Annotated in this window: 22 protein-coding genes; 13 read left to right on the forward strand and 9 right to left on the reverse strand. The window is 71.0% G+C overall.

The features are described from left to right. Positions 1-5 precede the first annotated feature (5 nt). Together QQM67_RS24550 and QQM67_RS24555 are read right to left on the reverse strand one after the other, a co-directional pair. Entirely contained in the window at positions 6-1,133 is a 1,128-nt protein-coding gene (locus QQM67_RS24550; RefSeq protein ID WP_314176510.1) for a cupin domain-containing protein, read from the reverse strand. Positions 1,134-1,253: 120 nt separating this feature from the next. Then, positions 1,254-2,006 (reverse strand): 2,3-bisphosphoglycerate-dependent phosphoglycerate mutase, encoded by a 753-nt coding sequence (locus QQM67_RS24555; protein WP_314176512.1) that lies wholly within the window; start codon positions 2,004-2,006, stop codon positions 1,254-1,256. A gap of 135 nt (positions 2,007-2,141) precedes the next feature. Here QQM67_RS24555 and QQM67_RS24560 point away from each other — a divergent pair, with 135 nt between their 5' ends. The 5 genes from QQM67_RS24560 (at position 2,142) to QQM67_RS24580 (ending at position 6,116) form a co-directional block, all read left to right on the forward strand. After that, positions 2,142-2,465 carry a 2Fe-2S iron-sulfur cluster-binding protein gene (locus tag QQM67_RS24560; RefSeq protein WP_314176513.1) on the forward strand — a complete coding sequence of 108 codons (324 nt, stop codon included), beginning with the start codon at positions 2,142-2,144 and terminating at the stop codon, positions 2,463-2,465. Positions 2,466-2,578: 113 nt separating this feature from the next. Further along, complete coding sequence (locus QQM67_RS24565; protein WP_314176515.1) at positions 2,579-3,865, forward strand: aromatic ring-hydroxylating dioxygenase subunit alpha; 1,287 nt, start codon at positions 2,579-2,581, stop codon at positions 3,863-3,865. Positions 3,866-3,868: 3 nt separating this feature from the next. After that, positions 3,869-4,348: a 3-methyl-2-oxobutanoate hydroxymethyltransferase gene (locus tag QQM67_RS24570; protein WP_314176516.1), complete on the forward strand. Its 480-nt coding sequence runs from the start codon at positions 3,869-3,871 to the stop codon at positions 4,346-4,348. Positions 4,349-4,408: 60 nt separating this feature from the next. Further along, positions 4,409-5,263 (forward strand): 3-methyl-2-oxobutanoate hydroxymethyltransferase, encoded by an 855-nt coding sequence (locus QQM67_RS24575; protein ID WP_314176517.1) that lies wholly within the window; start codon positions 4,409-4,411, stop codon positions 5,261-5,263. Positions 5,264-5,267: 4 nt separating this feature from the next. Next, positions 5,268-6,116, forward strand: a complete 849-nt coding sequence (locus tag QQM67_RS24580) for an alpha/beta fold hydrolase (protein ID WP_314176518.1) — start codon at positions 5,268-5,270, stop codon at positions 6,114-6,116. 53 nt (positions 6,117-6,169) lie between these two features. On the opposite strand, the gene QQM67_RS24585 is transcribed toward QQM67_RS24580, so the two are convergent. Together QQM67_RS24585 and QQM67_RS24590 are read right to left on the reverse strand one after the other, a co-directional pair. Continuing rightward, positions 6,170-6,616, reverse strand: coding sequence for an RpiB/LacA/LacB family sugar-phosphate isomerase (locus QQM67_RS24585; RefSeq protein WP_314176519.1), 447 nt, complete (start codon positions 6,614-6,616; stop codon positions 6,170-6,172). A gap of 18 nt (positions 6,617-6,634) precedes the next feature. Beyond that, positions 6,635-7,576 (reverse strand): ABC transporter substrate-binding protein, encoded by a 942-nt coding sequence (locus QQM67_RS24590; RefSeq protein ID WP_314176520.1) that lies wholly within the window; start codon positions 7,574-7,576, stop codon positions 6,635-6,637. Positions 7,577-7,652: 76 nt separating this feature from the next. Here QQM67_RS24590 and QQM67_RS24595 point away from each other — a divergent pair, with 76 nt between their 5' ends. From QQM67_RS24595 to QQM67_RS24610, 4 genes are read left to right on the forward strand one after another with little or no spacing between them, the layout of a single operon-like run. Then, a complete protein-coding gene (locus QQM67_RS24595) occupies positions 7,653-8,768 on the forward strand; it encodes a zinc-dependent alcohol dehydrogenase (RefSeq protein WP_314176521.1) in 1,116 nt (371 codons plus the stop codon). Continuing rightward, entirely contained in the window at positions 8,765-9,454 is a 690-nt protein-coding gene (locus QQM67_RS24600) for a 4-carboxy-4-hydroxy-2-oxoadipate aldolase/oxaloacetate decarboxylase (RefSeq protein ID WP_314176522.1), read from the forward strand. The genes QQM67_RS24595 and QQM67_RS24600 overlap by 4 nt, the downstream gene beginning before the upstream one ends. After that, positions 9,444-10,469, forward strand: a complete 1,026-nt coding sequence (locus QQM67_RS24605) for an amidohydrolase family protein (RefSeq protein ID WP_314176524.1) — start codon at positions 9,444-9,446, stop codon at positions 10,467-10,469. Before QQM67_RS24600 ends, QQM67_RS24605 begins: the two co-directional genes overlap by 11 nt. A gap of 3 nt (positions 10,470-10,472) precedes the next feature. After that, positions 10,473-11,468: a substrate-binding domain-containing protein gene (locus QQM67_RS24610; protein WP_314176526.1), complete on the forward strand. Its 996-nt coding sequence runs from the start codon at positions 10,473-10,475 to the stop codon at positions 11,466-11,468. Between the two features lie 77 nt (positions 11,469-11,545). On the opposite strand, the gene QQM67_RS24615 is transcribed toward QQM67_RS24610, so the two are convergent. The 4 genes from QQM67_RS24615 to QQM67_RS24630 form a co-directional block, all read right to left on the reverse strand. Further along, entirely contained in the window at positions 11,546-12,784 is a 1,239-nt protein-coding gene (locus QQM67_RS24615) for an NAD(P)/FAD-dependent oxidoreductase (RefSeq protein ID WP_314176528.1), read from the reverse strand. A 210-nt stretch (positions 12,785-12,994) separates the two neighbouring features. Further along, positions 12,995-14,215, reverse strand: a complete 1,221-nt coding sequence (locus tag QQM67_RS24620; protein WP_314176529.1) for an RNA polymerase sigma factor — start codon at positions 14,213-14,215, stop codon at positions 12,995-12,997. Positions 14,216-14,222: 7 nt separating this feature from the next. After that, entirely contained in the window at positions 14,223-14,576 is a 354-nt protein-coding gene (locus QQM67_RS24625; RefSeq protein WP_314176530.1) for a YciI family protein, read from the reverse strand. Beyond that, positions 14,573-15,064, reverse strand: a complete 492-nt coding sequence (locus QQM67_RS24630; RefSeq protein WP_314176531.1) for a VOC family protein — start codon at positions 15,062-15,064, stop codon at positions 14,573-14,575. Before QQM67_RS24630 ends, QQM67_RS24625 begins: the two co-directional genes overlap by 4 nt. Before the next feature lie 223 nt (positions 15,065-15,287). On the opposite strand from QQM67_RS24630, the gene QQM67_RS24635 reads away from it, so the two are divergent. The 3 genes from QQM67_RS24635 to QQM67_RS24645 all read left to right on the forward strand — a co-directional run bounded on the left by QQM67_RS24635 (position 15,288) and on the right by QQM67_RS24645 (position 18,592). Next, positions 15,288-15,863, forward strand: a complete 576-nt coding sequence (locus tag QQM67_RS24635; protein ID WP_314176532.1) for an SRPBCC family protein — start codon at positions 15,288-15,290, stop codon at positions 15,861-15,863. Positions 15,864-16,160: 297 nt separating this feature from the next. After that, positions 16,161-17,777: a radical SAM protein gene (locus QQM67_RS24640; RefSeq protein WP_314176533.1), complete on the forward strand. Its 1,617-nt coding sequence runs from the start codon at positions 16,161-16,163 to the stop codon at positions 17,775-17,777. Continuing rightward, a complete protein-coding gene (locus QQM67_RS24645) occupies positions 17,774-18,592 on the forward strand; it encodes a class I SAM-dependent methyltransferase (protein ID WP_314176535.1) in 819 nt (272 codons plus the stop codon). Before QQM67_RS24640 ends, QQM67_RS24645 begins: the two co-directional genes overlap by 4 nt. A 96-nt stretch (positions 18,593-18,688) precedes the next feature. Here QQM67_RS24645 and QQM67_RS24650 read toward each other — a convergent pair whose 3' ends face one another. Beyond that, complete coding sequence (locus QQM67_RS24650) at positions 18,689-19,117, reverse strand: VOC family protein (RefSeq protein ID WP_314176537.1); 429 nt, start codon at positions 19,115-19,117, stop codon at positions 18,689-18,691. A gap of 165 nt (positions 19,118-19,282) precedes the next feature. Between QQM67_RS24650 and QQM67_RS24655 the strand changes: the two genes are divergently transcribed. Continuing rightward, on the forward strand, positions 19,283-21,079 hold the full coding sequence (locus tag QQM67_RS24655) for a serine/threonine-protein kinase (RefSeq protein ID WP_314176538.1): 1,797 nt from the start codon (positions 19,283-19,285) through the stop codon (positions 21,077-21,079). The last annotated feature ends 46 nt before the right edge of the window (positions 21,080-21,125 follow it).

Genomic DNA, 21,125 nt, shown 5'->3' on the forward strand with positions numbered 1-21,125 from the left:
GTCTCTCAGGCGCCGATGCCGGGGAGGGGCGGAAGGGTCTCCAGCTCCGACTCGTAGATCTCGTCCATCTGCGGGGTCAGGCCGTGCTTGGCCAGGGCCTCGCGGAAGGTCTCGCGTACGAAGGCGGACTCGTCCGCGTAGTCGATCTGGTCGCCCCCGGTGCGCCGGCTGATCCACGCCTTGGGCACGCCCTGGGCGTTGCGCACGGAGACCACCTCGTGCTTGAACGCGAGGTACCGGCTGGGCTCGGTGCTGGTGTTGAAGTGCTGGTGGAACCACATGTTCGGCGGGACGATCAGGCTGCCGGGGCCCCACTCGTAGCGACGCGGCTCCTCGCCGTCGGGCCACATGAGGCTGTAGCCCTCGCCGGACAGGATGATCACGTGAGCGCCGGGGCCGTGCCGGTGGCCCTTCTTGTAAGTGGCCGTGGGGAACTGCGAGATGTGGCTGTTCATCGAGCCCTTGGCCATGGCGAAGCGGATGTGCCCGCCGCCGGCGCCGCGTTCCTTGGCCTCCACCAGCTGCAGGGAGGCCGCATCCGAGACGAAGTTGGTGTCCAGCAGCAGGCCCCTCTGCTCGCCCTTGGGGGAGAAGTAGTCGGGCTCGCCGTTGAACCTGTCGGGGAAGTCGCGCGCGGTGCCGAAGACGAAGTCGGGGTCCCCGTACAGATTGATCACCGGCGGCATGTTCGTGGAGGACACGAAGCGCGCGGCCTTCCGTCCGGAGCCGTTGAAGTGCTGGTGGTGGGCGTTGAGCGGGATGGCGAAGATCGAGCCTGCCTGCCACTCGAAGGTCACCGAGGCGCCGGCGCCGTTCCACACGCGGGTCGAGCCCTGCCCGTCCAGTACGAGGATCATCTCCTCGAAGAGCTGCCGCTGCGGGGCGAGCTTGCCGCCGGCCGGTATTTCGCACACGTAGCAGTCGTTGGAGGTGCGGGTGGCTTCGTGGTTGATGAAGACGCCGCGCCCGCCGCGTCGCTCCCAGGGCTTGAGTTCCACGGTGCGCAGGTCCGGAATGTAGTGGGCGGCGATGATGTCGAGGCCCTCGTCCGCGACCCACCGCGTGTACGGGGAGTCCTTCTCGGTGGCGAACTTCGCTGCGAGCTTGTCGTCGACCACGGCGTCGTTGGACATCGGTGCCCTTCCTGGTCTTGTCCGCCCATTGGAGGAGGAAACACGGAGGCTAGGATTGGTAGAACCATAAGTCCACCGGGAGTGGCCGTCAATGGATCTGCACGCTCCGGCACCCCGTCCTCAAAGCCCCTGTTCAGCCATGGAATTGGCGACTGCCTGCGCGGTCTCCGGGTCGAGGTAGCGCCCGCCGCGCACCAACGGGAGCAGCTGCCCGTCGAGTTCGTAGCAGAGCGGCATGCCGGTCGGAATGTTCAGTTCCGCCGTCTCCCGCGGGGTCAGCCGGTCCAGGTGGGACACCAGGGCGCGCAGTGAGTTGCTGTGGGCGGTGACCAGGACGGTGTGCCCGTCCGCGAGCTGCGGCGCCAGCGCTTCCTCCACGTACGGCAGCAGGCGGGCGCGTACGTCGTCCAGGGACTCCGCGCGCGGCAGTCGAGCCGCCGGGAAACCGCCGTAGCGCGGGTCGCCGGCGAAGGCGGCCGCCTCGCGGGCGGGCAGTGGCGGCGGCACGGCATCGGCGGAGCGGCGCCAGCGGCGGTAGGCCGCATCCCCGTACCGCTCGCGTACGGCCCGCCGCTCCAGGCCCTGCAGAGCGCCGTAGTGGCGCTCGTTGAGGCGCCAGGTGCGGGTGGGGTCCGTGTCCGGGCAGTCGGCGGCGGCCAGGACGAGCGCGCAGGTGCGGACGGCGCGGGTGAGGGCCGAGCTGTGCGCACGGGTGGGGCGGAGACCGTGCGCGCGCAGCAACTGGCCGGCCTGGCGGGCCTGTTCCTCGCCCCGTGCGGTGAGGGGCGCGTCGATCCAGCCGGTGAAGACGCCCCTGGCGTTTCCGCGGCTCTCGCCGTGGCGCAGCAGCACCAGTGTCCGGGTGCGGGTCATGGCGGAGGCCCCTTCCGGTCTCTTGTTTCTCCGTTCCGGCATCTGGTCTAATGGAAAGACCATCAGTCAGGGTAGTGGATGTCAGCCCTGCCCTGCCGGTACGGGAACGGTCAACTGCGAGAAGAGGTAGGGACCTTGCCGAAGGTCATCTTCGTCGGCTCCGATGGGCCCCAGCACACCGTCGACGCCCAGCCGGGCGACTCCGTGATGTCCGCCGCGGTGCGCAACGGCGTCCCCGGAATCCTCGCCGAATGCGGCGGCAACCAGTCCTGCGCCACCTGCCACGTGTGGGTGCGCGAAGAGTTCGCCGAACAGGTCGGCCCACCCGGCGACATGGAGGAGGACCTGCTCGATCTGGCGGTGGAGGAGCGGCGCGAGACCAGCCGCCTGGCCTGCCAGATCACGCTCACCCAGGAGCTGTCGGGGCTGACCGTGGACATCCCGCCGCAGCAGTCCTGACCCGCACCGGTCCTGACCGAAACAGTCCCGACCGAAACAGCCGTGACCCGCACACGTACAGCCCGCTGAAGCAGCCGCCCCGCCCGGGGCCCAGCATCCGAAGGGAAACGTCCGTGCTCCGCAAAGAGATCAACGAGCTGCTCACGCAGACCGGACCAGGCACGCCGATGGGCGAGTTGTTCCGGCAGTACTGGATCCCGGCCCTGCTGGCCGAGGAGCTGCCGGAAGACGACTGCCCGCCGGTGCGCGTCAAGCTGCTGTCCGAGCGCATGGTCGCCTTCCGGGACAGCGAGGGCCGCTACGGCTTGATCGACGAGTTCTGCGCCCACCGCGGCGCATCCCTGTGGTTCGGCCGCAACGAGGAGGGCGGCCTGCGCTGCCCGTACCACGGCTGGAAGTACGACGTGACCGGCCAGTGCACCGAGGTGCCCTCCGAGTCCGACAACTCCAGCTTCTGCGAGAACGTCAAGCTCACGTCGTATCCGCTGGTCAAGATCGGCGACGTGCTGTGGACGTACATGGGCGACCGGGCCACCCAGCCCGAACCGCCCGAGTTCGAGTGGATCCACGTGCCGGCCGAGCAGACCTACACCTCCAAGCGCTGGCAGCAGTGCAACTGGCTACAGGCCTTCGAGGGCGGCATCGACTCCAGCCACGTCACCTTCCTGCACTCCGGCGGCCTCAAGAGCGACCCGCTGTTCAAGGGCGCGAAGGGCAACGAGTACAACATGAACGACACCAAGCCCTTCTTCGAAGTCGCCGACTTCGAGGGCGGCTTGTTCGTCGGCGCCCGGCGCAACGCCGAGGAGGGCAGCTACTACTGGCGCATCACGCCCTGGGTCATGCCGTCCTTCACCATGGTCCCGCCGCGCGGCGACCATCCGATGCACGGCCACTGGTGGGTGCCGATCGACGACGAGAACTGCTGGGCGTACTCCTTCGACTACCACCCGGTCCGGGCGCTCACCGAGACCGAGCGGCAGGCGATGAAGGACGGCCACGGCGTCCACAGCAAGAACATCCCCGGCACCTACCGGCCGGAAGCCAACATGGACAACGACTACCTGATGGACCGTGAGGCCCAGCGGCGCGGCGAGATGTACTCGGGCATCCGGGGCATCGCCATCCAGGATTCGTCGCTTCAGGAGTCGATGGGCCCGATCGTCGACCGCACCAAGGAGCGCCTGGTGCCCGCCGACAGCGGCATCATCAAGGCACGCCAGAAGCTGCGGAAGGCGGCGATAGCCCTGCGCGACGAGGGAGTCACCCCGCCCGGCGTGGACACCCGGCACCACCAGGTCCGGTCGGCCGCGGTGGTTCTGCCGCAGGCGGAGTCCTTCCTGGACTCCTGCCGGGACGCGGTCAGGGTCGTGCCGGGCACCCCGCAGGCCACGGTCTGAGGCATGGGTCAGGCCACCGTGCAGCTGAGCGAGAGTGCCAGGGCAGCATCGGCCCACGAGGCCGGTTTCCGCATCGACGTGCCCATCGCCCCCGCCCGGAGCGCGCGGATCGTCGCCCTCGACGACCGCGCCGCCGGGGTCGCCCGCCGGCTCGCCGCCCTCCCGTGGGCCGGTGCCCGCTTCTACACCGCGGTCAGCACCGAGACCCTGCGTCAGCTGGACGACACCCCCGTCCCGCTGGACGGGGTGATCGCCCGGACCGACGTGGTGGTCGTGCTGGCCACCGAGGACCGGGGCCACCGGGTGGCGGCCGAGATCGGACGCATCTGCGGCGAGCGCGCCATCACCACGGCCGGCGTCGTGCTCGGCGAGGGCTTCGAGGTCGACGAGGCGGTCGCGGCCCTGCGCCCGTACGCCCGGGTGCTGCTGCTGTCCGCGGACGAGAGCGACGTCGTCGAACTGCTCACCGCGCTGCGGGTCTAGGCGCCTCTGCGCGTGCGGGGCCTCGCCCGCGCGGGCGGGCGAGAAGGGAGTGTGGAACCGTTGGACGGCAAGGTGACGCTGCCCGCGCTGCGACGCATGAAGGAGCAGCAGCGCAAGATCGTCGGCGTGGTCGCCTGGGACTACCAGATGGCCCGCATCGCCGACCGGGCCGGAGTCGACCTGATCTCGGTCGGCGACACCGTCGGCGTGAACCTGTGGGGGCACGCCAACCCCCTGGAGATCACCATGGACGAGATGCTGGTGGTCACCAAGGCGGTGCGGCGCGGCACCCAACGCGCCCTGGTGAGCGCGGACTTCCCCTACGGGCCGCTCCAGGAGGGCAGCGCGGCCGCCGTGCGGGCGGCGATCCGCTTCGCCAAGGAAGCCGGCGTCGACCTGGTCAAGCTGGACGGCGCCGCCGACCACCCGGAGGCCGTCGAGGCCGTCACCCGGGCCGGCGTTCCGGTGTTCGCCCAGTTCGGCATCACCCCGCAGACCGCGCTGCGCCACGGCGTGGAGTACCGCGGCGCCCCCTCGGCCGCCGAGCAGGTGCCCGAGGAGATGCTGGAGGCGATGGTCGCCGAGGCCAAGCGGCTGGAGGAGGCGGGCGCCGTTCTGCTGAACTTCACCAACTCCGGGCCCGTGGTGGGCGCCGCGGTCGCCCGGGCGGTCAGGGTGCCGGTGGTGGGCGGCTTCGGCGGCGGCCCCTGGCTGGACGGCCGGATGCGGATGGCGAACGCCGCCATCGGCTACTCCGCCGAGGCCGTGGACGACCCGCCGGTGACGTACGCCAACGTCGCGCGCACCGTCCTGGACGCGCTCACCGCGTACAGCCAGGACGTGCGCTCCGCCCGGCAGATCGCCGGCGGCATTCCCGTACCGCCCGCGGACAAGCCCGCTGACAAGGAGAGTTGAGCCAGTGGCCACCGCCGTCGTCGACCGGATCACCACCCGCTACGAGGCCGTGGGGGACGGGCCGCCGCTGCTGATGTTCTCGCCCGGCGGCTTCGACTCCAGCCTGGAGGCCTGGCGGACCACCGGCGTCTACCGCCGGCTCGCCCTGCTCGACCGCCTGGCGGAGCACTACACCTGCATCACCTTCGACCGGCGCGAGTCGGGACGCTCCGGAGGCCGGCTCGAGCGCCTGTCCTGGGAGGGGTACGTCCGCCAGGGCCTCGGCCTGCTGGACCACTTGGGCATCGACCGGGCGTACGTGATGGGCGGCTGCGTCGGCTGCTCCACCGCGGCCGCGCTCGCGGTGGCCCGGCCCGAGCGGGTGGCGGGCATGGTGCTCTACTCGCCGGCCGGCGGGGTGCACTACCGGCGCAAGCAGCACCAGCGCTTCGACGCCCATCTCGCCTACGCGGCCGAGCACGGGCTGCGGGGCGTCGTCCAGCTGGCGCGGTCCACCGAGGCGGGTTTCTCCAAGGACCCGCGGGTGGGGCCCTGGGCCCAAGTGCTGCGCCACGACGAGCAGTTCGCCGAGGAGTACGCCGCCTGCGACCCGGAGCGCTACCGCACCCTGGTGACCGGCGGCGCCCGGCTGCTGTTCGACCGGGACACCGTGCCCGGCGCGGAGCCGGAGGACCTGCTCACCCTGCGGGTGCCGGCGCTGATCGTGCCGGGCGAGGACACGTCGCACGCGCCCTCGGCCGCGCGCTATCTCCAGGAGTGCCTGCCGGTCAGCCAGTACTGGGACGTACCGGTCGCCGGGCAGACGGCCGAGACCGCCCCGGAACGGATCCTGTCCTTCCTGTCCGGGGCGTGAACGGCCGCCGGTCCCGGGGCACTTCGGAGCCAGCGACCGGCATGCCGCCGTTCTCAGTCGTGCCGCCGTTCCAGGGCGGCGATGCGGTCGATCCTGCGCCGGTGCACCCCGCCCTTGAACGGGGTGGTCAGCCAGGTCTCCACGATCTCCTCGGCGTACTCGCCGTCCAGCACCTTGGCGGGCAGGACCAGCACGTTGGAGTCGTTGTTGCCGCGCGAGATCCGTGTGAACCACAGGTCGGGGCAGAGCCCGGCACGGATGCCCGGCAACTTGTTGCAGGCGATGGTCTCGCCGAGGCCGCTGCCGCCGAGAACGATGCCGCGGTCGGCCGTGCCCGCGATCACCCGTGTGCACAACTGCACGCACAACTCGGGGTAGTCGACCTCCTCGGGCGTGTGGCTGCCCAGGTCCTCCACCGTGTGTCCGGCCCCGGTGAGCCAGGCGACCAGCCGGCCCTTGAGCACGAAGCCGTTGTGGTCCCCGGCGACGGCGATGCGCATGCGGATTCCTCCCCTGACCTAGGCCACCAGATCCCGGGTGGCGGGGGCGAACAGCTCCTCCAGCGGCCGCGGGCTGCGCAGGATCCGCTGGTCCACCGCGTGCCGCAGCAGCGCGTCGAGCACGCCCCGGTTGGGCTCGATCCCGTACGGCAGCGGGTCGCCGCCCGTCAGCTCCATGACCCTGCGGTGCATGGCGTCGGCGGGCGTGCCGCCCTCGCCGCCCCGCAACCGCTCGACGTACATCTGCTTGGAGCGGGCGAAGGCGTCGAAGACCTGGGCCGCCAACTCCGGGTTCTTCTCCAGCAGTTCGTCGCGTACGACCACCAGGTGGTTGACGGGGAACAGGCCCCGCCCGGTCAGCGCCCGGTAGCCGGCCTCCTCCGCGTCCGGCAGCAGCGGGACGACCTGCCCGGACTGCGGCGTGATGCCGATCGCCGCCGCCAAGTCGCCCGCGGTGAGGGCCTCTTCCAGGCTGCGGCCCGGCTCCAGGGATTCGACGTTGCCGGGCGGCTGGTAGCCGGCCACGTGCTCGTCCCCGGAGAGCACCCAGGTGACCTTGGACAGGTCGACCCCGTGCTCCTCCTGGAGCACGGCGCGGGCCCACACTCCGGTGGTGACGGTGTAGCCGCGGTTGACGCCGACCCGGCGGCCCTCGAGGTCCTTGGGATCGACGACGGGGGCGGCGGCGTGCTGGTGGATCGCGCCGTGGTGGAAGCCTCGCACCAGGAAGGCCGGTACGGCCGTGAAGCGCGCGCCGTGCTCCTTGGCCACCAGGTATGTGGTGAGCGCCATCTCGCTGATGTCGTAGGCGTGTTCGCGGACCATGCGGCGGAAGGCGTGTACGAGGACCGGGACTTCCTCGAAGTCGAACGCGAAGCCCCGGGGGCGGACGGCTCCGCTCTTGAGCGCCTCATTGTTGCCCTGGGTCCGGGTGACTGTCCGAAGGAGAGCTTCCGTCATGACGGGAACGTAGCATGGTTAGTCCATCAGTCCATAGACTGTGCCCGCACGACGGCTTCCACTTCGAGGAGGGGTCATGGCAGAAACAGTGCGGGCCGCGGTCAGGACGGCGCCGGGCGTCACGGAGATGCGTGAGCTGCCGATGCCGGACGTCCCGGCGGACGGCGCACTGCTGAAGGTCGAGGTCGCCGGGATCTGCGGCACCGACGTGAAGATGTACGGCAGGCCGCCGTTCGCCGACCCGGTGATCATGGGGCACGAGAACGTGGGCGTCATCGCGAAGGCGGGCAAGGAGTTCACCGCCCGCAAGGGTCTGGCCGAGGGAGACCGCGTCTTCGTCGAGCACTACGTGGGCTGCTTCCGCTGCGAGTGGTGCCACGCCGGTGAGTACCGGCACTGCGAGGCGACCGACTGGCGCACCAACTCCGATGCGCGGCGCTACGGTTACACCTCCTGCGACAAGCCCGGCACCCTGTGGGGCGGCTTCTCCGAGTACATGTACCTGCCGTGGAACGCGGTCGTCCACCGCGTGCCAGACGGGGTCCCGGCCGAGCTCGCGGGCCTGGTCACGCCGCTGTCCAACGGCATCGAGTGGGCGCTTGTCACCGCGCAGGTCGGCTACGCCTCCACCGTGCTCATCCAGGGCCCCGGCCAGCAGGGACTCTCCCAGGTGGTGGCCTGCAAGCAGGCCGGCGCCTCGCAGATCCTCGTCACCGGCACCACCCGGGACGCCGCCCGGCTGGCCATGGCGCGGGAGCTGGGCGCCGACCACGTCATCGACGTCCTCGAGGAGGACGCCCTGACCCGTATCAGGGAGCTCACCGGCGGCCGCGGCGTCGACGTGGTGCTGGACTGCACCGCGGGCGCGGGCACTTCGCCCGTACTGCTCGGCATCAGCGCGCTCAAGCGGCGCGAGGGCGTCATGGTGGTGCAGGGCGAGCTCGCCGCCTTTCCCGACTTCCCGCTGAAGAAGCTCACCGAGAAGTCCATCGCCCTCAAGAGCGCCCGCGGCCACAGCTTCCGCTCGTGCGAACTGGCCCTGGAGCAGCTTGCGTCGGGCCGCTTCCCTCTGGAGAAGCTGGGCACCCACACCTTTCCGCTGCACGAGGCGGACCGGGCGATCCGGACGGTCGGCGGCGAGACCGGTGAGGACGCCCTACACGTGTCCCTGCTGCCCTGGGCGGCCGCATGAGCACCGTCGTCACCAACGCCCCCCGTACCGACCTGGCCGTGGTGGACGCCCTGGGGCAGTACGGCGTCGCCACCGTGCACGAGGCGCAGGGACGCACCGGCCTGCTCTCGCCCGCCCTGCGACCGGTGTGGCCGGGCGCGCACGTGGCGGGGAACGCCGTCACCGTGAGCGTGCCGCCCGGCGACAACTGGATGATCCACGTGGCGGTCGAGCAGTGCCGCACGGGCGACATCCTGGTCGTCTCCCCGACCTCCCCGTCCGAGGCGGGCTACTTCGGCGAGCTGCTCGCCACGTCGGTGGCCTCCCGCGGCGTGCGCGGCGTGGTCATCGACGCGGGCTGCCGTGACGTGGCCGACCTGAAGAAGATGGGCTTCCCCGTCTGGGCCCGGCACATCTGCGCCTACGGCACCGTCAAGGAGACCCTGGGCGATGTGAACCTGCCGCTGGCCTGCGCCGGCCAGATCGTCCACCCCGGGGACGTGATCGTCGCCGACGACGACGGAGTGGTCGTGGTGCCCCGTCGGAGCGCCTCGGACACCGTGAACGCCTCGCGGGTACGGGAGGAGAAGGAGGAGGCCTCGCGGCAGCGCTACCGGCGCGGCGAACTCGGCATGGACGTCAACGACATGCGCGAGCGGCTGGCGAAGAAGGGTCTCGACTACGTGGAGGCCGACGTTGATCATTGACGTCCACGGCCACTACACCACGGCCCCCGCACCCCACCAGGCCTTCCGCGACGCCCAGTTGGCCCGCCTGGACGACCCCTCGCTGCCGGTCCCGCGGCCCGAGCGGATCAGCGAGGACGCCCTGCGCGAGAGCGTCGAGCACAACCAGCTGAAGGTCCTGCGCGAGCGCGGCGGCGACCTGATGCTGTTCTCCCCGAAGGCCTCGGGCATGGAGCACCACGTCACCGACCCCGCCACCGCCAGGGAGTGGGCGCGGGTCTCCAACGACCTGGTGCACCGCGTCACCGAGCTGTACCCGGAGCACTTCGCCCCGGTCTGCCAGCTCCCGCAGACCCCTGACGGCGGGGTGGCCGACGCGGTCGCCGAACTGCGCCGCTGCGCCGAGGAGTCGGGCTTCGTCGGCTGCAACCTCAACCCGGACCCCTCCGGCGGACACTGGACGGCCCCGCCGCTCACCGACGCCGCCTGGTTCCCGTTGTACGAGGCCCTGTGCGAGCTGGACGTACCGGCCATGGTGCATGTCGCCGGCGCCTGCAACCCGGCCTTCCACACCCTCGGCGCGCACTACCTGAACGCGGACACGACCGCGTTCATGCAGCTCCTCCAGGGCGGCGCCGAGCTGTTCGGCCGCTTCCCCACCCTGCGCTTCGTGATCCCGCACGGCGGGGGAGCGGTGCCGTACCACTGGGGCCGCTATCGGGGCCTGGCGATGCGCATGGGCCTGGCGGACCCGGCCGAGCTGCTGGGCAACGTCGTCTTCGACACCTGCGTCTACCACCAGCCGGGCGTCGACCTGCTGACCCGGGTGATCGGCACCGAACACGTGCTGTTCGCCTCGGAGATGCTGGGCGCCGTCCGCGGCACGGACCCGGAGACCGAGATCGCCTGGGACGACACCAAGACGTACGTGGACGCCGCGGGGCTCACCGGCGACCAGCTCCACCGCGTGTACGAGGCGAACGCCCGACGCGTCTATCCGCGCCTGGATGCCAGGCTCAGCTCACAGGGACGGTGAAAAGTGCCACCTCTACGACTGACATTCGCCTGCGGCGACTACGACCGCACCCGCGCCATCGCCGAAGGCACCATCCGGCCGGACGGCATCGAGGTCAACTACCTCAGGCTGCCCGTGGAGGAGACCTTCTTCCGGATGATGCGGCACCGCGAGTTCGAGGTGGCGGAGATGTCGCTGTCCTCGTACGTGCTCTCACTCTCCGCCGACCCGTCGCCGTTCGTGGCGCTGCCCGTCTACACCTCGCGGATGTTCCGGCACAGCGCGCTGTACTGCCATGCCGACGCGGGCGTCGCGAAGCCGGAGGACCTGCGCGGCAAGGTGATCGGCACCCCCGAGTACCAGTTGACGGCGTGCGTGTGGATGCGCGGCATCCTCGGTGACCGGCACGGCGTCCCCTACGACTCGGTCAGCCATGTGACCGGCGGCCAGGAGACCCCGGGCCGCATCGAGAAGGCCGGGGTCGACCTGCCGGACTCGGTACGCATCAGCCGCATCGCCGAGGACGCCACGCTCGCCCGCATGCTGGCCGAGGGCGAGATCGACGCCCTGTGCACCCCGCGGGTGCCGAGCCCCTTCCAGGCGGGCGACCCGCGGGTGCGCCGGGTCTTCCCCGACGTGGTGGCGGCCGAGAAGGAGTACTACGCGGCGACCGGCATGTTCCCGATCATGCACGTGGTCGTGGTCCGCCGGGACGTGTACGAGGCGTATCCCTGGGTCGCCCAGTCCCTCTACAAGGCGCTGCTGGCGGCGAAGAACGAGGCGCTGGACAACCTCTACGACACCTCGGCGCTGCGCTTCACGCTGCCCTGGCTCATTCCCCAACTGGAGGAGGCCCAGCAGCTGTTGGGCCGCGACTACTGGTCGTACGGACTGGGGAGCCGCAACAGGGAGACGCTGGAGGCCTTCCTGCGCTACCACCACGAGCAGGGGCTCTCCCCTCGTCAGTACCGGCCCGAGGAGCTGTTCGCCCCGGAGGCCCTGGAGGCGGCGGTGATCTGACGGGCCGCATCGACCGCCAAAGCGGCAGCGAACGGGGCGGGGCCCGGGCGCAGGGGTCCGGCCCCTTTCCTGCCGCCTCAGTGCACGTCCGCCGTGCCCTCGGTCAGCAGGCGCTTGAGCGGCACGGCGGGGTCGCCGGCCCGGTCCGCGGGGAGGTGTTCGCCCCGGGTGAGGGCGCGGCGTACGGCCATGTAGTCGGCGGGCCGGTTGACGGCGTCGACGGCCAGCAGCGCGCCCTGCCCGTAGTACAGGACGGAGAACTGCTCGCTCGCCGGGTCGCCGCGCACGACGGCGGTGTCGTAGCCGGCGGACAGACCGGCGATCTGCAACCTCAACTCGCCCTGGTTGGACCAGAACCAGGGCACGGAGGTGTCCGGTTCGCTGCGGCCCAGCAGGCTCGCGGCCGCCGCCTTGGCCTGGGCGACCGCGTTGGGCACCGACTCCAGGCGCAGCCGGCCCTCGCCGGTGAGCGGGTGGGGCCGCACGGTGCAGTCCCCGGCCGCCACCACGCCCGGCACATCGGTGCGCGAGCAGGCGTCCACCACGATGCCGCCGTCCACCTCGACGCCGAGCTCCCGCGCCGGGCCGGTGCGCGGCCGTACGCCCACGCCGAGCAGCACCAGATCGGCGGGCAGCCGGGTGCCGTCGGCGAGCACCACGGCGCGCACCCGCCCGGCGGCGCCCTCGAAGCCGGCGACGGCGGAGGACAGCAGCACTTGCGTGCCGCGCCGGGTGTGGGCCTGCCGGTAGAACTCGGAGACCACGGGCGCCACGGCGCGGGGCATCAGCCGGTCCGCGGCCTCCACGACGGCGACGTACGCGTCCATCGAGCGGGCCACGGCGGCCGCCTCCAGACCGATGAAGCCGCCACCGACCACGACGACCCGCTCGGCGCGGCCGAGATGCTCCCGCAGCGCGAGGGCGTCCTCCAGGTTGCGCAGGGTACGGACCCCTTCCAACTCGGCCCCTTCGACGGGCAGCCGTACGGGCTCCGCGCCGAGGGTCAGGGCGAGCCGCTCGTAGGGCAGTGCGCGGCCGGACGCGGTGTGCAGCAGTCCTGGCTCGGCCTTGGTGATGCACTCGCCGGTGAGCAGGCGGATGCCGGCCCGCTCGTAGTACGAGGTCTCACGGAAGGCCAGCGAGGCCCGGTCGGTCTTGCCGGTGAGGAAGTCCTTGGAGAGCGGGGGGCGTTGGTACGGGGCGTGGGGCTCCTCGCCCACGAGGACGATCGGCCCCTCGTCGCCGGCCTCACGGAGCGACATGGCCAGCTGCATCCCGGCCTGGCCGGCCCCGACGACGACTGTCCCACTCCCCATGGTGCGACCCTTCCCGCCTCAGCAACGCTTAATGTCAGACCATTATACCAACAGGGATGTTACGAGAGGGAGCGCCTGCGCACGGACAACCGCGCTTGTGGATCACGGAGTTGCCGGGGTGGGGGAGGGGCGGCAGCCCGCGTCGCTGCCGACAGTCGCCAGGGCCGGGGCCTGGCCCCGGACGTCTGCACAGCGTCGCCGGTTCAGGAGTCAGCAGCCCGCGCGCTCTTCCAGCACGGCGCGCTCGGCGGGGTTGGCGGTCAGTTCCAGCGCGAGCCGGTCTGCGGCGCGGGCCTCGTCGGGGTGTCCCAGCGCACGCAGCAGGTCGGCGCGGGTGGCGTGGAACAGGTGGTAGCGCTCGAGTTCGGCGGTGAGGCCGTCCACCACCGCCAGCGCCGCGTGCGGCCCTTGCGTGTAGCGGAGAGCGACGGCGCGGTGCAGCCGGACGACCGGGGAGGGAGCGAGGTGCAGCAGCATGTCGTAGAGCAGCACGATCTGTTCCCAGTCGGTGTCCTCCCAGCTCGCGGCCTCTGCGTGGCAGGCGACGATCGCCGCCTGGAGTTGGTACCGGCCCGGACGTCGCTGTCTGATGGCGCGCGCCAGAAGTCCTCCGGCCGCTGCGATCTCCTCCCGGTCCCACAGCGAGCGGTCCTGGTCCTGGAGACGTACGAGCGTGCCCTCGGGGGTGAAGCGGGCGGCCGTACGGGCGCGATGCAGCCGGATCAGCGCCAGCAGCCCTGCCGCCTCCGGCTCGGTCGGCATCAACCGGTGGAGCAGGGCGGCCAGCCACTCGGCGTCGTCGGCGAGGTCGTGCGACTGCGCGTGCTCGGCGGTGGACAGATAGCCCTCGTTGAACAACAGATAGATCACCGCGAGGACTTGGGACAGGCGGCTGCCCAGCTCCTCGTCGTCGGGAACGCGATACGGGATGGCCGCCCTGGTGATCTTCTGCTTGGCGCGTGTGATGCGCTGGGCCACGGTGGACTCCCGCACCAGGAACGCCCGGGCGATCTGCGCCGTCGTCAGTCCGCACACCACTCGCAGAGTGAGGGCGATCTGCGCCTCCTGCGTCAGTGCGGGATGGCAGCAGGTGAAGACCAGCTGTAGCTGTGAGTCCGGTTCCGGTGGTTCGCTCCCGTCCGGGGGCCACTGCATCTGAAGGAGCTTCTGCCGGTAGTTCTCCTGGCGCCGCAGCAGATCGAGCCCGCGGCGCCGGGCCACCGTGAACAGCCAGGCGTCGGGGCGTTCCGGGACACCGTCCACCGGCCAGTGCTTCAGCGCCGCCAGTACGGCGTCCTGCACCAGGTCCTCTGCGGTGGCGAAGTCGCCGGTCACCTGTATCAGCGAGGCGGCCAGCCGGCCGGCGTGCTCCCGGACCACGCCGGCCAGGCGGTCGTGTGACTCGGAGGCTCCGCCCGCGGGCCCGGTCACGTGGTGCTCACTCCATCGGGCCGGTCTCTACGGGACGGATCTCGACCACCGGGCAGCCGGGCCAGGTGCGCACCATGCGCATCGCCTCGTCGAGGTCGGCGACCTCGATCTCGGTGTATCCGCTGACGACCTCCTTGCCCTCGACGAACGGCCCGTCGAGCACCACCGGATCGCCTCCCCCCAGCCGGACGGTCGTCGCCGTCTCCGGGGCTTGCAGCTTCTGCCCGCCCCTGACCTTGTCGGCGTGGGCGGCGAACCACTCGTTGACCCGCTGATAAGCCCTCGCCCGCTCGGCAGGGCTCATCGCCTGGAGTTCCGCGGCGAACTCCTCGGTTTCCACGAACAGCAGCACGTACTTCATGCGTCGCCTCCCGGCTCTTGCATGGCGGCCATACGCCGCGCCATCTCCTCCGGCGCCACATCCTCCACGTGCGAGGCCACGGTCCACCCGTGCCCGTACGGGTCGATGAGGTACCCGTCCCGGTCGCCGTAGAACTGATCCCGGGGCGCCCGCATGAGCGACGCTCCCAGCTCCACGGCCCGGGTGACGACCGAGTCCACGTCGTCGACGTAGACGAACAGGAAGGCGGGGCTGCCGGTCAGACCGGTGGCCGGGGGTGCCTCCGTCCCCATCATGGACGAGGCGTCCTCGACGATGACGACCGAGTCCCCGATCTCGATCTCGGCGTGCGCGATCGTCCCGTCCGCGCCCGGGAACCTCATACGTTCGGTGGCGCCGAACACCTCGCCGTAGAACTCCAGCGCCTTCGCGGCGCCATGGACGACGAGGCAGGGCGTGACCCGGCGGTAGGTGTCCGGGATCGGCTTCGGGGCAGTTCGTCTCGACACGGGATCGTCTCCTTCTCTGATTTCTTACGCAGGGCCGCCTTGGCCCTTCTGCCTGGAAGACGATCGGCGAGCGGCCGGATACGACAGCCACCGAGTGGATTCTCGGGCGTCCCGGTCTGCGACCACGGTGCAGTGGTGACGCTATGGGTGATCCGGATCGCGCTGGAGGTGGAGAGCCATGATGCGTGCTGCGCCGAAGAGGTGCCGTACCGGAGGCGGGCCGATGACCGGAGCTCGTCTGGCACGGATCGCCGCGTGGGCCGCCGGCGTCGGGGGCGCGTTGGGCGGCGCGTACCTGGGGCTGGTGACCGGAGCGCTGCCCGTCGACGTGGGCGCCGGGCGGCGCACCCGGCCTCTGGGCCCGCAGACCGTGGACATCGCCGCACCCCGCGAGGCTGTCTTCGATCTGGTGGCGCAGCCGTACCTGGGCCGCACTCCGCGGGCCATGCGAGAGAAGCTCCATGTGCTGGAGCGCGGCAGCGACCTGGTGCTGGCCGAGCACTTCACTCCCGTTGCGGGCGGGAGGCTCAGGGCGGTCACGGTGGAGACGGTGGGCTTCTCCCGGCCCGAGCGCATCGACTTCCGGCTGGTCCGTGGACCGGTTCCGGAAGTGGTCGAGTCCTTCGTACTGAGCGAGCACGCATCGGGGACACGACTGGTGTACGAGGGACAGATGGGCACGGACCTGTGGCGGTTGGGGCAGTGGTGGGGCGCTGCGGTCGGCGCCCGCTGGGAGGCCGCCGTCGCGGCGTCGCTCGCCTCCGTGAAGGAGGAAGCGGAGCGCAGAGCCCGGAGTTGAGGTCGTGCAAGGCGTTCCGGCTCGCGCGGATCAGACCGTCTGTGCGCCGATCGCTTCGAGGGCCGGGGCGCTCCGCGTCGCACGACGTCCGGCCGAAGCAGGGCCGCAGAAGGCGCGGCGAGTGATGACCGTAGCGGAGCGCACGCGGTGGTAACGCTTACGGCGATGGACCACTGCTCTGGTGGTGGAGCCGTGCCGGGAGCCGTCGAACGCCCCGCCGGTACGACCCGTTCCGCAAGACGACCGCCCCGCCGACGCCCGCACCGTCCCCGCGCCGACGACCAGGAAGGCCCGCCCATGCCCGAGACGCCCCAGGAGACCCGGCCGCCCGCGGCACGGCGCAAGGCCGACCGTGACGAGGTGTTCGTGGAGTTCACCAAGTCGATCTGCCCGCTGTGCAAGACGCCCGTCGACGCGCAGGTCAACATCCGTGACGACAAGGTCTACCTGCGTAAACGCTGTCCTGAGCACGGCGGGTTCGAGGCCCTGGTCTACGGGGACGCCGAGGAATACCTCTCCTCGGCCCGGTTCAACAAGCCCGGCACGATTCCCCTCGCCTTCCAGACCGAGGTGAAGGAGGGCTGCCCGAGCGACTGCGGCCTGTGCCCGGAGCACAAGCAGCACGCCTGTCTGGGGATCATCGAGGTCAACACCGGCTGCAATCTCGACTGTCCGATCTGCTTCGCAGACTCCGGACACCTCCCCCAGGCCGAAGGCGCCGGGGGCGGCTACTCCATCACCCATGAGCAGTGCGAGCGGATGCTGGACGTGTTCGTGGAATCCGAAGGCGAGGCGGAGGTGGTGATGTTCTCCGGCGGCGAGCCGACGATCCACAAGCACATCCTCGACTTCATCGACCTCGCCCAGGCCCGCCCGATCAAGAACGTCACCCTCAACACCAACGGCATCCGCCTCGCCTCCGACCGGCGGTTCGTCGCCGAACTCGGCCGGCGCAACCAGGTGCCCGGAAGGTCGGTGAACGTCTATCTCCAGTTCGACGGCTTCGATGAGCGCACCCACATGGAGATCCGGGGGCGTGACCTGCGCACGGTGAAGCAGCGGGCGCTGGACAACTGCGCGGAGGCGGGGCTGACCGTCACCCTGGTCGCGGCCGTCGAGCGCGGGCTGAACGAGCACGAACTCGGCGCGATCATCGAATTCGGCGTCGACCATCCGGCAGTGCGTTCGGTGGCCTTCCAGCCGGTCACTCACTCCGGGCGGCATGTGCCCTTCGATCCGCTGAACCGGCTCACCAATCCCGACGTCGTCCGGCTGATCAACGCCCAGCTGCCCCAATGGTTCGCCGAGGGTGATTTCTTCCCCGTACCTTGCTGCTTTCCGACCTGCCGCTCCGTCACCTACCTGTTGGTGGACGGCGAGCCGGGCAGCCGGACCGTCGTCCCGATCCCGCGATTGCTGCAGATCGCGGACTATCTGGATTACGTCGCCAACCGCGTGATGCCCGACTCCGCGATCCGCGAGGCGCTGGAGAGGCTGTGGTCGGCCTCGGCCTTCATGGGCACCGAGACGACCGAGGAGAAGTTGCGCGCCACCGCCGAAGCCCTGGACTGCACCGAGACGTGCGGCATCGATCTGCCCTCCGCCGTCAAGGACTTGGAGGACAAGGCGTTCATGATCGTGGTGCAGGACTTCCAGGACCCCTACACCCTCAACGTCAAACAGCTGATGAAGTGCTGCGTCGAGGAGATCACCCCGGACGGGCGGCTGATCCCCTTCTGCGCGTACAACTCAGTCGGCTACCGCGAGCAGATCCGCGCCCGGATGTCCGGAGTTCCCGTCGCCGATGTGGCGCCCAACGCCCTGCCGCTGGCCACGCGCCTCACCGGCACCCCCTACGGCTCCAAGACCCTCCTCGGCGCACCCGCTCCGGCCGGCGAGGCGGACGTGCGATGACCGGCCAGAGCCCCGTCCCGCCCGCACCGTCCGGTGACGGCCTCAAGGACTGCTGCGCGGCCGCATACTCCTCCGACGTGGTCGCCTTGCTGCTCGGCGACGCCTACCACCCCGGCGGCACCGCCCTCACCCGACGTCTCGCCGACGGCCTGCGGCTCACGAGGACGAACCGCGTTCTCGATGTGGCCTCGGGGCGCGGCACCACCGCCCTCCTCCTCGCCGACGCCTACGGCGTGCGCGTGGACGGCGTCGACTACTCCGCGGCGAACACCGCCCATGCCCGAGGCGCCGCCTCCGCAGCGGGACTCGGCGACAGAGCCGCCTTCACCACAGGTGACGCCGAGCATCTGCCCTGCGCGGACGGCGTCTTCGACGCCGTGGTGTGCGAGTGCGCGCTGTGCACCTTCCCCGACAAGGCCCGGGCCGCCGCCGAGTTCGCCCGCGTACTGGCCCCCGGCGGTCGCGTCGGAATCACCGACGTCACCGCCGCGGCCGGCCGGCTCCCGCCCGAACTGACCGGTCTGGCCGCCCGGATCGCCTGCATCGCCGACGCCCGCCCGCCCGCCGAGTACTCACGGATCCTGGCCGCCGCAGGGCTGCGTACGGTGCGCACCGAGCGCCACGACCAGGCGATGACCCGCATGATCGACCAGATCGAGGCGCGGCTGAACCTGCTGCGGATGACTGCCCCGGCCAAGCTGGCCGCTGCGGGCGCCGACCTGGACGCCGCACCGGCTGTCCTGGCCGCCGCGCGATCCGCCGTGGCCGACGGCGTCCTCGGTTACGCCCTGCTGATCGCCGAGAAGTCCCGCTGAGCGGCAGGGCCGCAGCGGGTTCGGACCAGTGGCCGGATCCCACCGGGCCGGCAGTTCAGGGCGGTTCTGCTGCGCCGCCCCTGAGGTGGAGGACGCTCAGTCGAGGCAGAACTCGTTGCCCTCGACGTCCTGCATCACGATGCAGGAATCGGTGCCGTCATACAGGAGCCGCACGCGTACCGCGCCGAGGGGGACCAGCCGTGCGCACTCGGCTTCGAGCGCGGCGAGGCGCTCCTCGCCCACGAGCCCGGTGCCGACTCGCACGTCGAGATGCACACGATTCTTGACGACCTTGCCTTCGGGAACCTGCTGGAAGAACAGGCGCGGGCCCACACCTGAGGGGTCACTGCACGCGAACCACGAACCCCGGTCCTCGGGGGACCGGGAGCGGTTGAAATCGTCCCAAGTGGCGAACCCCGCCGGTGGCGGCGATACGACGTATCCCAGCACCTCGCACCAGAAGCGAGCGACGCGCTCGGGTTCGGCGCAGTCAAAGGTGACTTGGAACTGCTTGATCGATGGCACAGGGCACCATAACAAGGCCTCTTTCGCCATCTCCCGGTAGAGATGCGGATGTTGACGGGCGAGTGTCCGCTCTCCGGTGGCGGCTCGCGCTCGACGGGCTGAGGGCGGGCCGGTATTGTGCGCTGGCTTGGTTGCGGACAACGACGAGTATCGGGGCGGCCGTTCATGCCTGACGGGGGAGCATCGGGGGAGATCTTCACACCGCTCGGAGAGGACGATCCGGCCTCGGTCGCCGGATACCGGCTGGCAGCCCAGCTCGGCTCGGGCGGAATGGGCAAGGTCTATCTCTCCTACACCCCCGGCGGACGGCCCGTCGCCATCAAGGTGATCCGGCCGGATCTGGGCGAGGACCCGGAGTTCCGGCGCCGCTTCCAGCGGGAAGTACGGGCCGCCGAGCGGGTGCAGGGCCTCTACACCGCGCCGGTCATCGACAGCGACACCGAGAGCCCGCGGCCCTGGCTGGCCACCGCCTATGTTCCCGGCCCCTCGGTCGCCGAGGTGGTGACCGGACACGGACCGCTGCCGGCCTCCACCGTGCTGTTCCTGGTCGCGGGAGCCGCCGAGGCCCTTCAGGTCATTCACAAGGCGGGCATCGTCCACCGGGACCTCAAGCCGTCCAACGTGCTGCTCGCGGACGACGGGCCGCGCGTCATCGACTTCGGCATCGCCCGCGCCGCCGACGCCACTTCCCTCACCAGCAGCGGGGTCACCGTCGGCACCCCCTCGTTCATGGCGCCCGAACAGGCGGAGGGGCAGCCGATCACGGGAGCCACGGACATCTTCGCGCTGGGCCAGCTCGCGGCGTACGCGGCGCTGGGCACCCCGGCCTTCGGCGAGGGCACCTCGCACGGAGTGCTGTACCGCATCGTCCACAACGAGCCCGCGCTGGACGATCTGCCGGAGGAGCTCCACGAGTTGGTGACCCGCTGCCTGGCGAAGAAGCCGGAGGACCGGCCGGGGCTCGACGACATCCTGCGGATGTGCCAGGCGGCCTCCGGCGACACTCAGCTCAGACGGCCAGGGGACTGGCTGCCGTCCGCGGTGGCCGCGGACATCTCCCTCCGCGCGGCGGCGCCCGCGCCCTCGCAGACCCCGCCGCCCACGGAGGTCGCCTCCGCGGAGAGTCCGCCGCAGCCGGCAGCTCCGCCCACGGCCCAGGTGCCGCCGTCGCCCCAGTCCGCCCCGCCCGGGACCCCGCCTCCGCCGCCCCCGCTCGCCGCCTCCCCGACGATGACGTCCCAGCCGGTGGGCCCGCAGCACCCCACCCCACCGCCCTGGGGCCCGCAGCCTCCGGCAGGGCACTTCCCGCACCACGCCACGGGCCCCGTCGCTCCGCCCGGTCCTGCCGGTCCGGTCTATCCGCGCCCGGCGCCGCCGCGCCACCGAGGCAAGATCATCGCAGCCGCCGTGGTGGGGACGATCGTGCTGTTCTGCGGCTTCCCGCTGGCGGCCGTCCTCCAACTCGGCACCGAGACGGGCAGTTCTTCCGGTGGTACGGCGGGCCAGAGGGGGTCGGACCACAAGGCCAAACCGGACCCCAAGCCCGTGACGTACAAGGGCATCAATCTGACCGACGGCTACTACCTCGTCATGGCCGACGACCCGCTCAAGCCCCACGACAGCGAGGAGAGCGAGTACGAGACCCCGGCGGAGCTGGACTACGACGGCGGCAACGACTACGGCACCGAGGCGACCCTGAGCGTCGCATCCGAGGACGGCAAGCTCGTCCTGCTGAACAACTCCCAGAAGGGTTCGCTGAAGACCTGCCGTGCGGAGACACGGTTCACCGGCGAGGTGCAGCTGAGCCAGCTCTCCCCCAGCTCCCAGCTGTGCGTCTACACGGACTCCGGGCACATCGCGCTCGTCACCTACCGCGGACATTCCCCGGAGTCGGACCCGAGCGACTACGTCAAGCTCGACGTCACGGTCTGGCGCAACGCCATCGAGGCGAGAGAGTCTTAGGCCCTGTCTGACGAATCCCGTCTGGCTGCCGCCACCTCGGGCGCGG

The organism is Streptomyces winkii, assembly GCF_032248595.1.
GTDB lineage: Bacteria > Actinomycetota > Actinomycetes > Streptomycetales > Streptomycetaceae > Streptomyces > Streptomyces winkii.

Bases quoted from the DNA above. Each gene is read 5' to 3' on its own strand.
- QQM67_RS24635 (WP_314176532.1), top strand. From the start codon at position 15,288: ATGACCGGAGCTCGTCTGGCACGGATCGCCGCGTGGGCCGCCGGCGTC.
- QQM67_RS24555 (WP_314176512.1), bottom strand. From the start codon at position 2,006: ATGACCCGCACCCGGACACTGGTGCTGCTGCGCCACGGCGAGAGCCGC.
- QQM67_RS24585 (WP_314176519.1), bottom strand. From the start codon at position 6,616: ATGCGCATCGCCGTCGCCGGGGACCACAACGGCTTCGTGCTCAAGGGC.
- QQM67_RS24570 (WP_314176516.1), top strand. From the start codon at position 3,869: ATGGGTCAGGCCACCGTGCAGCTGAGCGAGAGTGCCAGGGCAGCATCG.
- QQM67_RS24625 (WP_314176530.1), bottom strand. From the start codon at position 14,576: ATGAAGTACGTGCTGCTGTTCGTGGAAACCGAGGAGTTCGCCGCGGAA.
- QQM67_RS24615 (WP_314176528.1), bottom strand. From the start codon at position 12,784: ATGGGGAGTGGGACAGTCGTCGTCGGGGCCGGCCAGGCCGGGATGCAG.
- QQM67_RS24550 (WP_314176510.1), bottom strand. From the start codon at position 1,133: ATGTCCAACGACGCCGTGGTCGACGACAAGCTCGCAGCGAAGTTCGCC.
- QQM67_RS24645 (WP_314176535.1), top strand. From the start codon at position 17,774: ATGACCGGCCAGAGCCCCGTCCCGCCCGCACCGTCCGGTGACGGCCTC.
- QQM67_RS24590 (WP_314176520.1), bottom strand. From the start codon at position 7,576: ATGACGGAAGCTCTCCTTCGGACAGTCACCCGGACCCAGGGCAACAAT.
- QQM67_RS24595 (WP_314176521.1), top strand. From the start codon at position 7,653: ATGGCAGAAACAGTGCGGGCCGCGGTCAGGACGGCGCCGGGCGTCACG.
- QQM67_RS24600 (WP_314176522.1), top strand. From the start codon at position 8,765: ATGAGCACCGTCGTCACCAACGCCCCCCGTACCGACCTGGCCGTGGTG.
- QQM67_RS24640 (WP_314176533.1), top strand. From the start codon at position 16,161: ATGCCCGAGACGCCCCAGGAGACCCGGCCGCCCGCGGCACGGCGCAAG.
- QQM67_RS24655 (WP_314176538.1), top strand. From the start codon at position 19,283: ATGCCTGACGGGGGAGCATCGGGGGAGATCTTCACACCGCTCGGAGAG.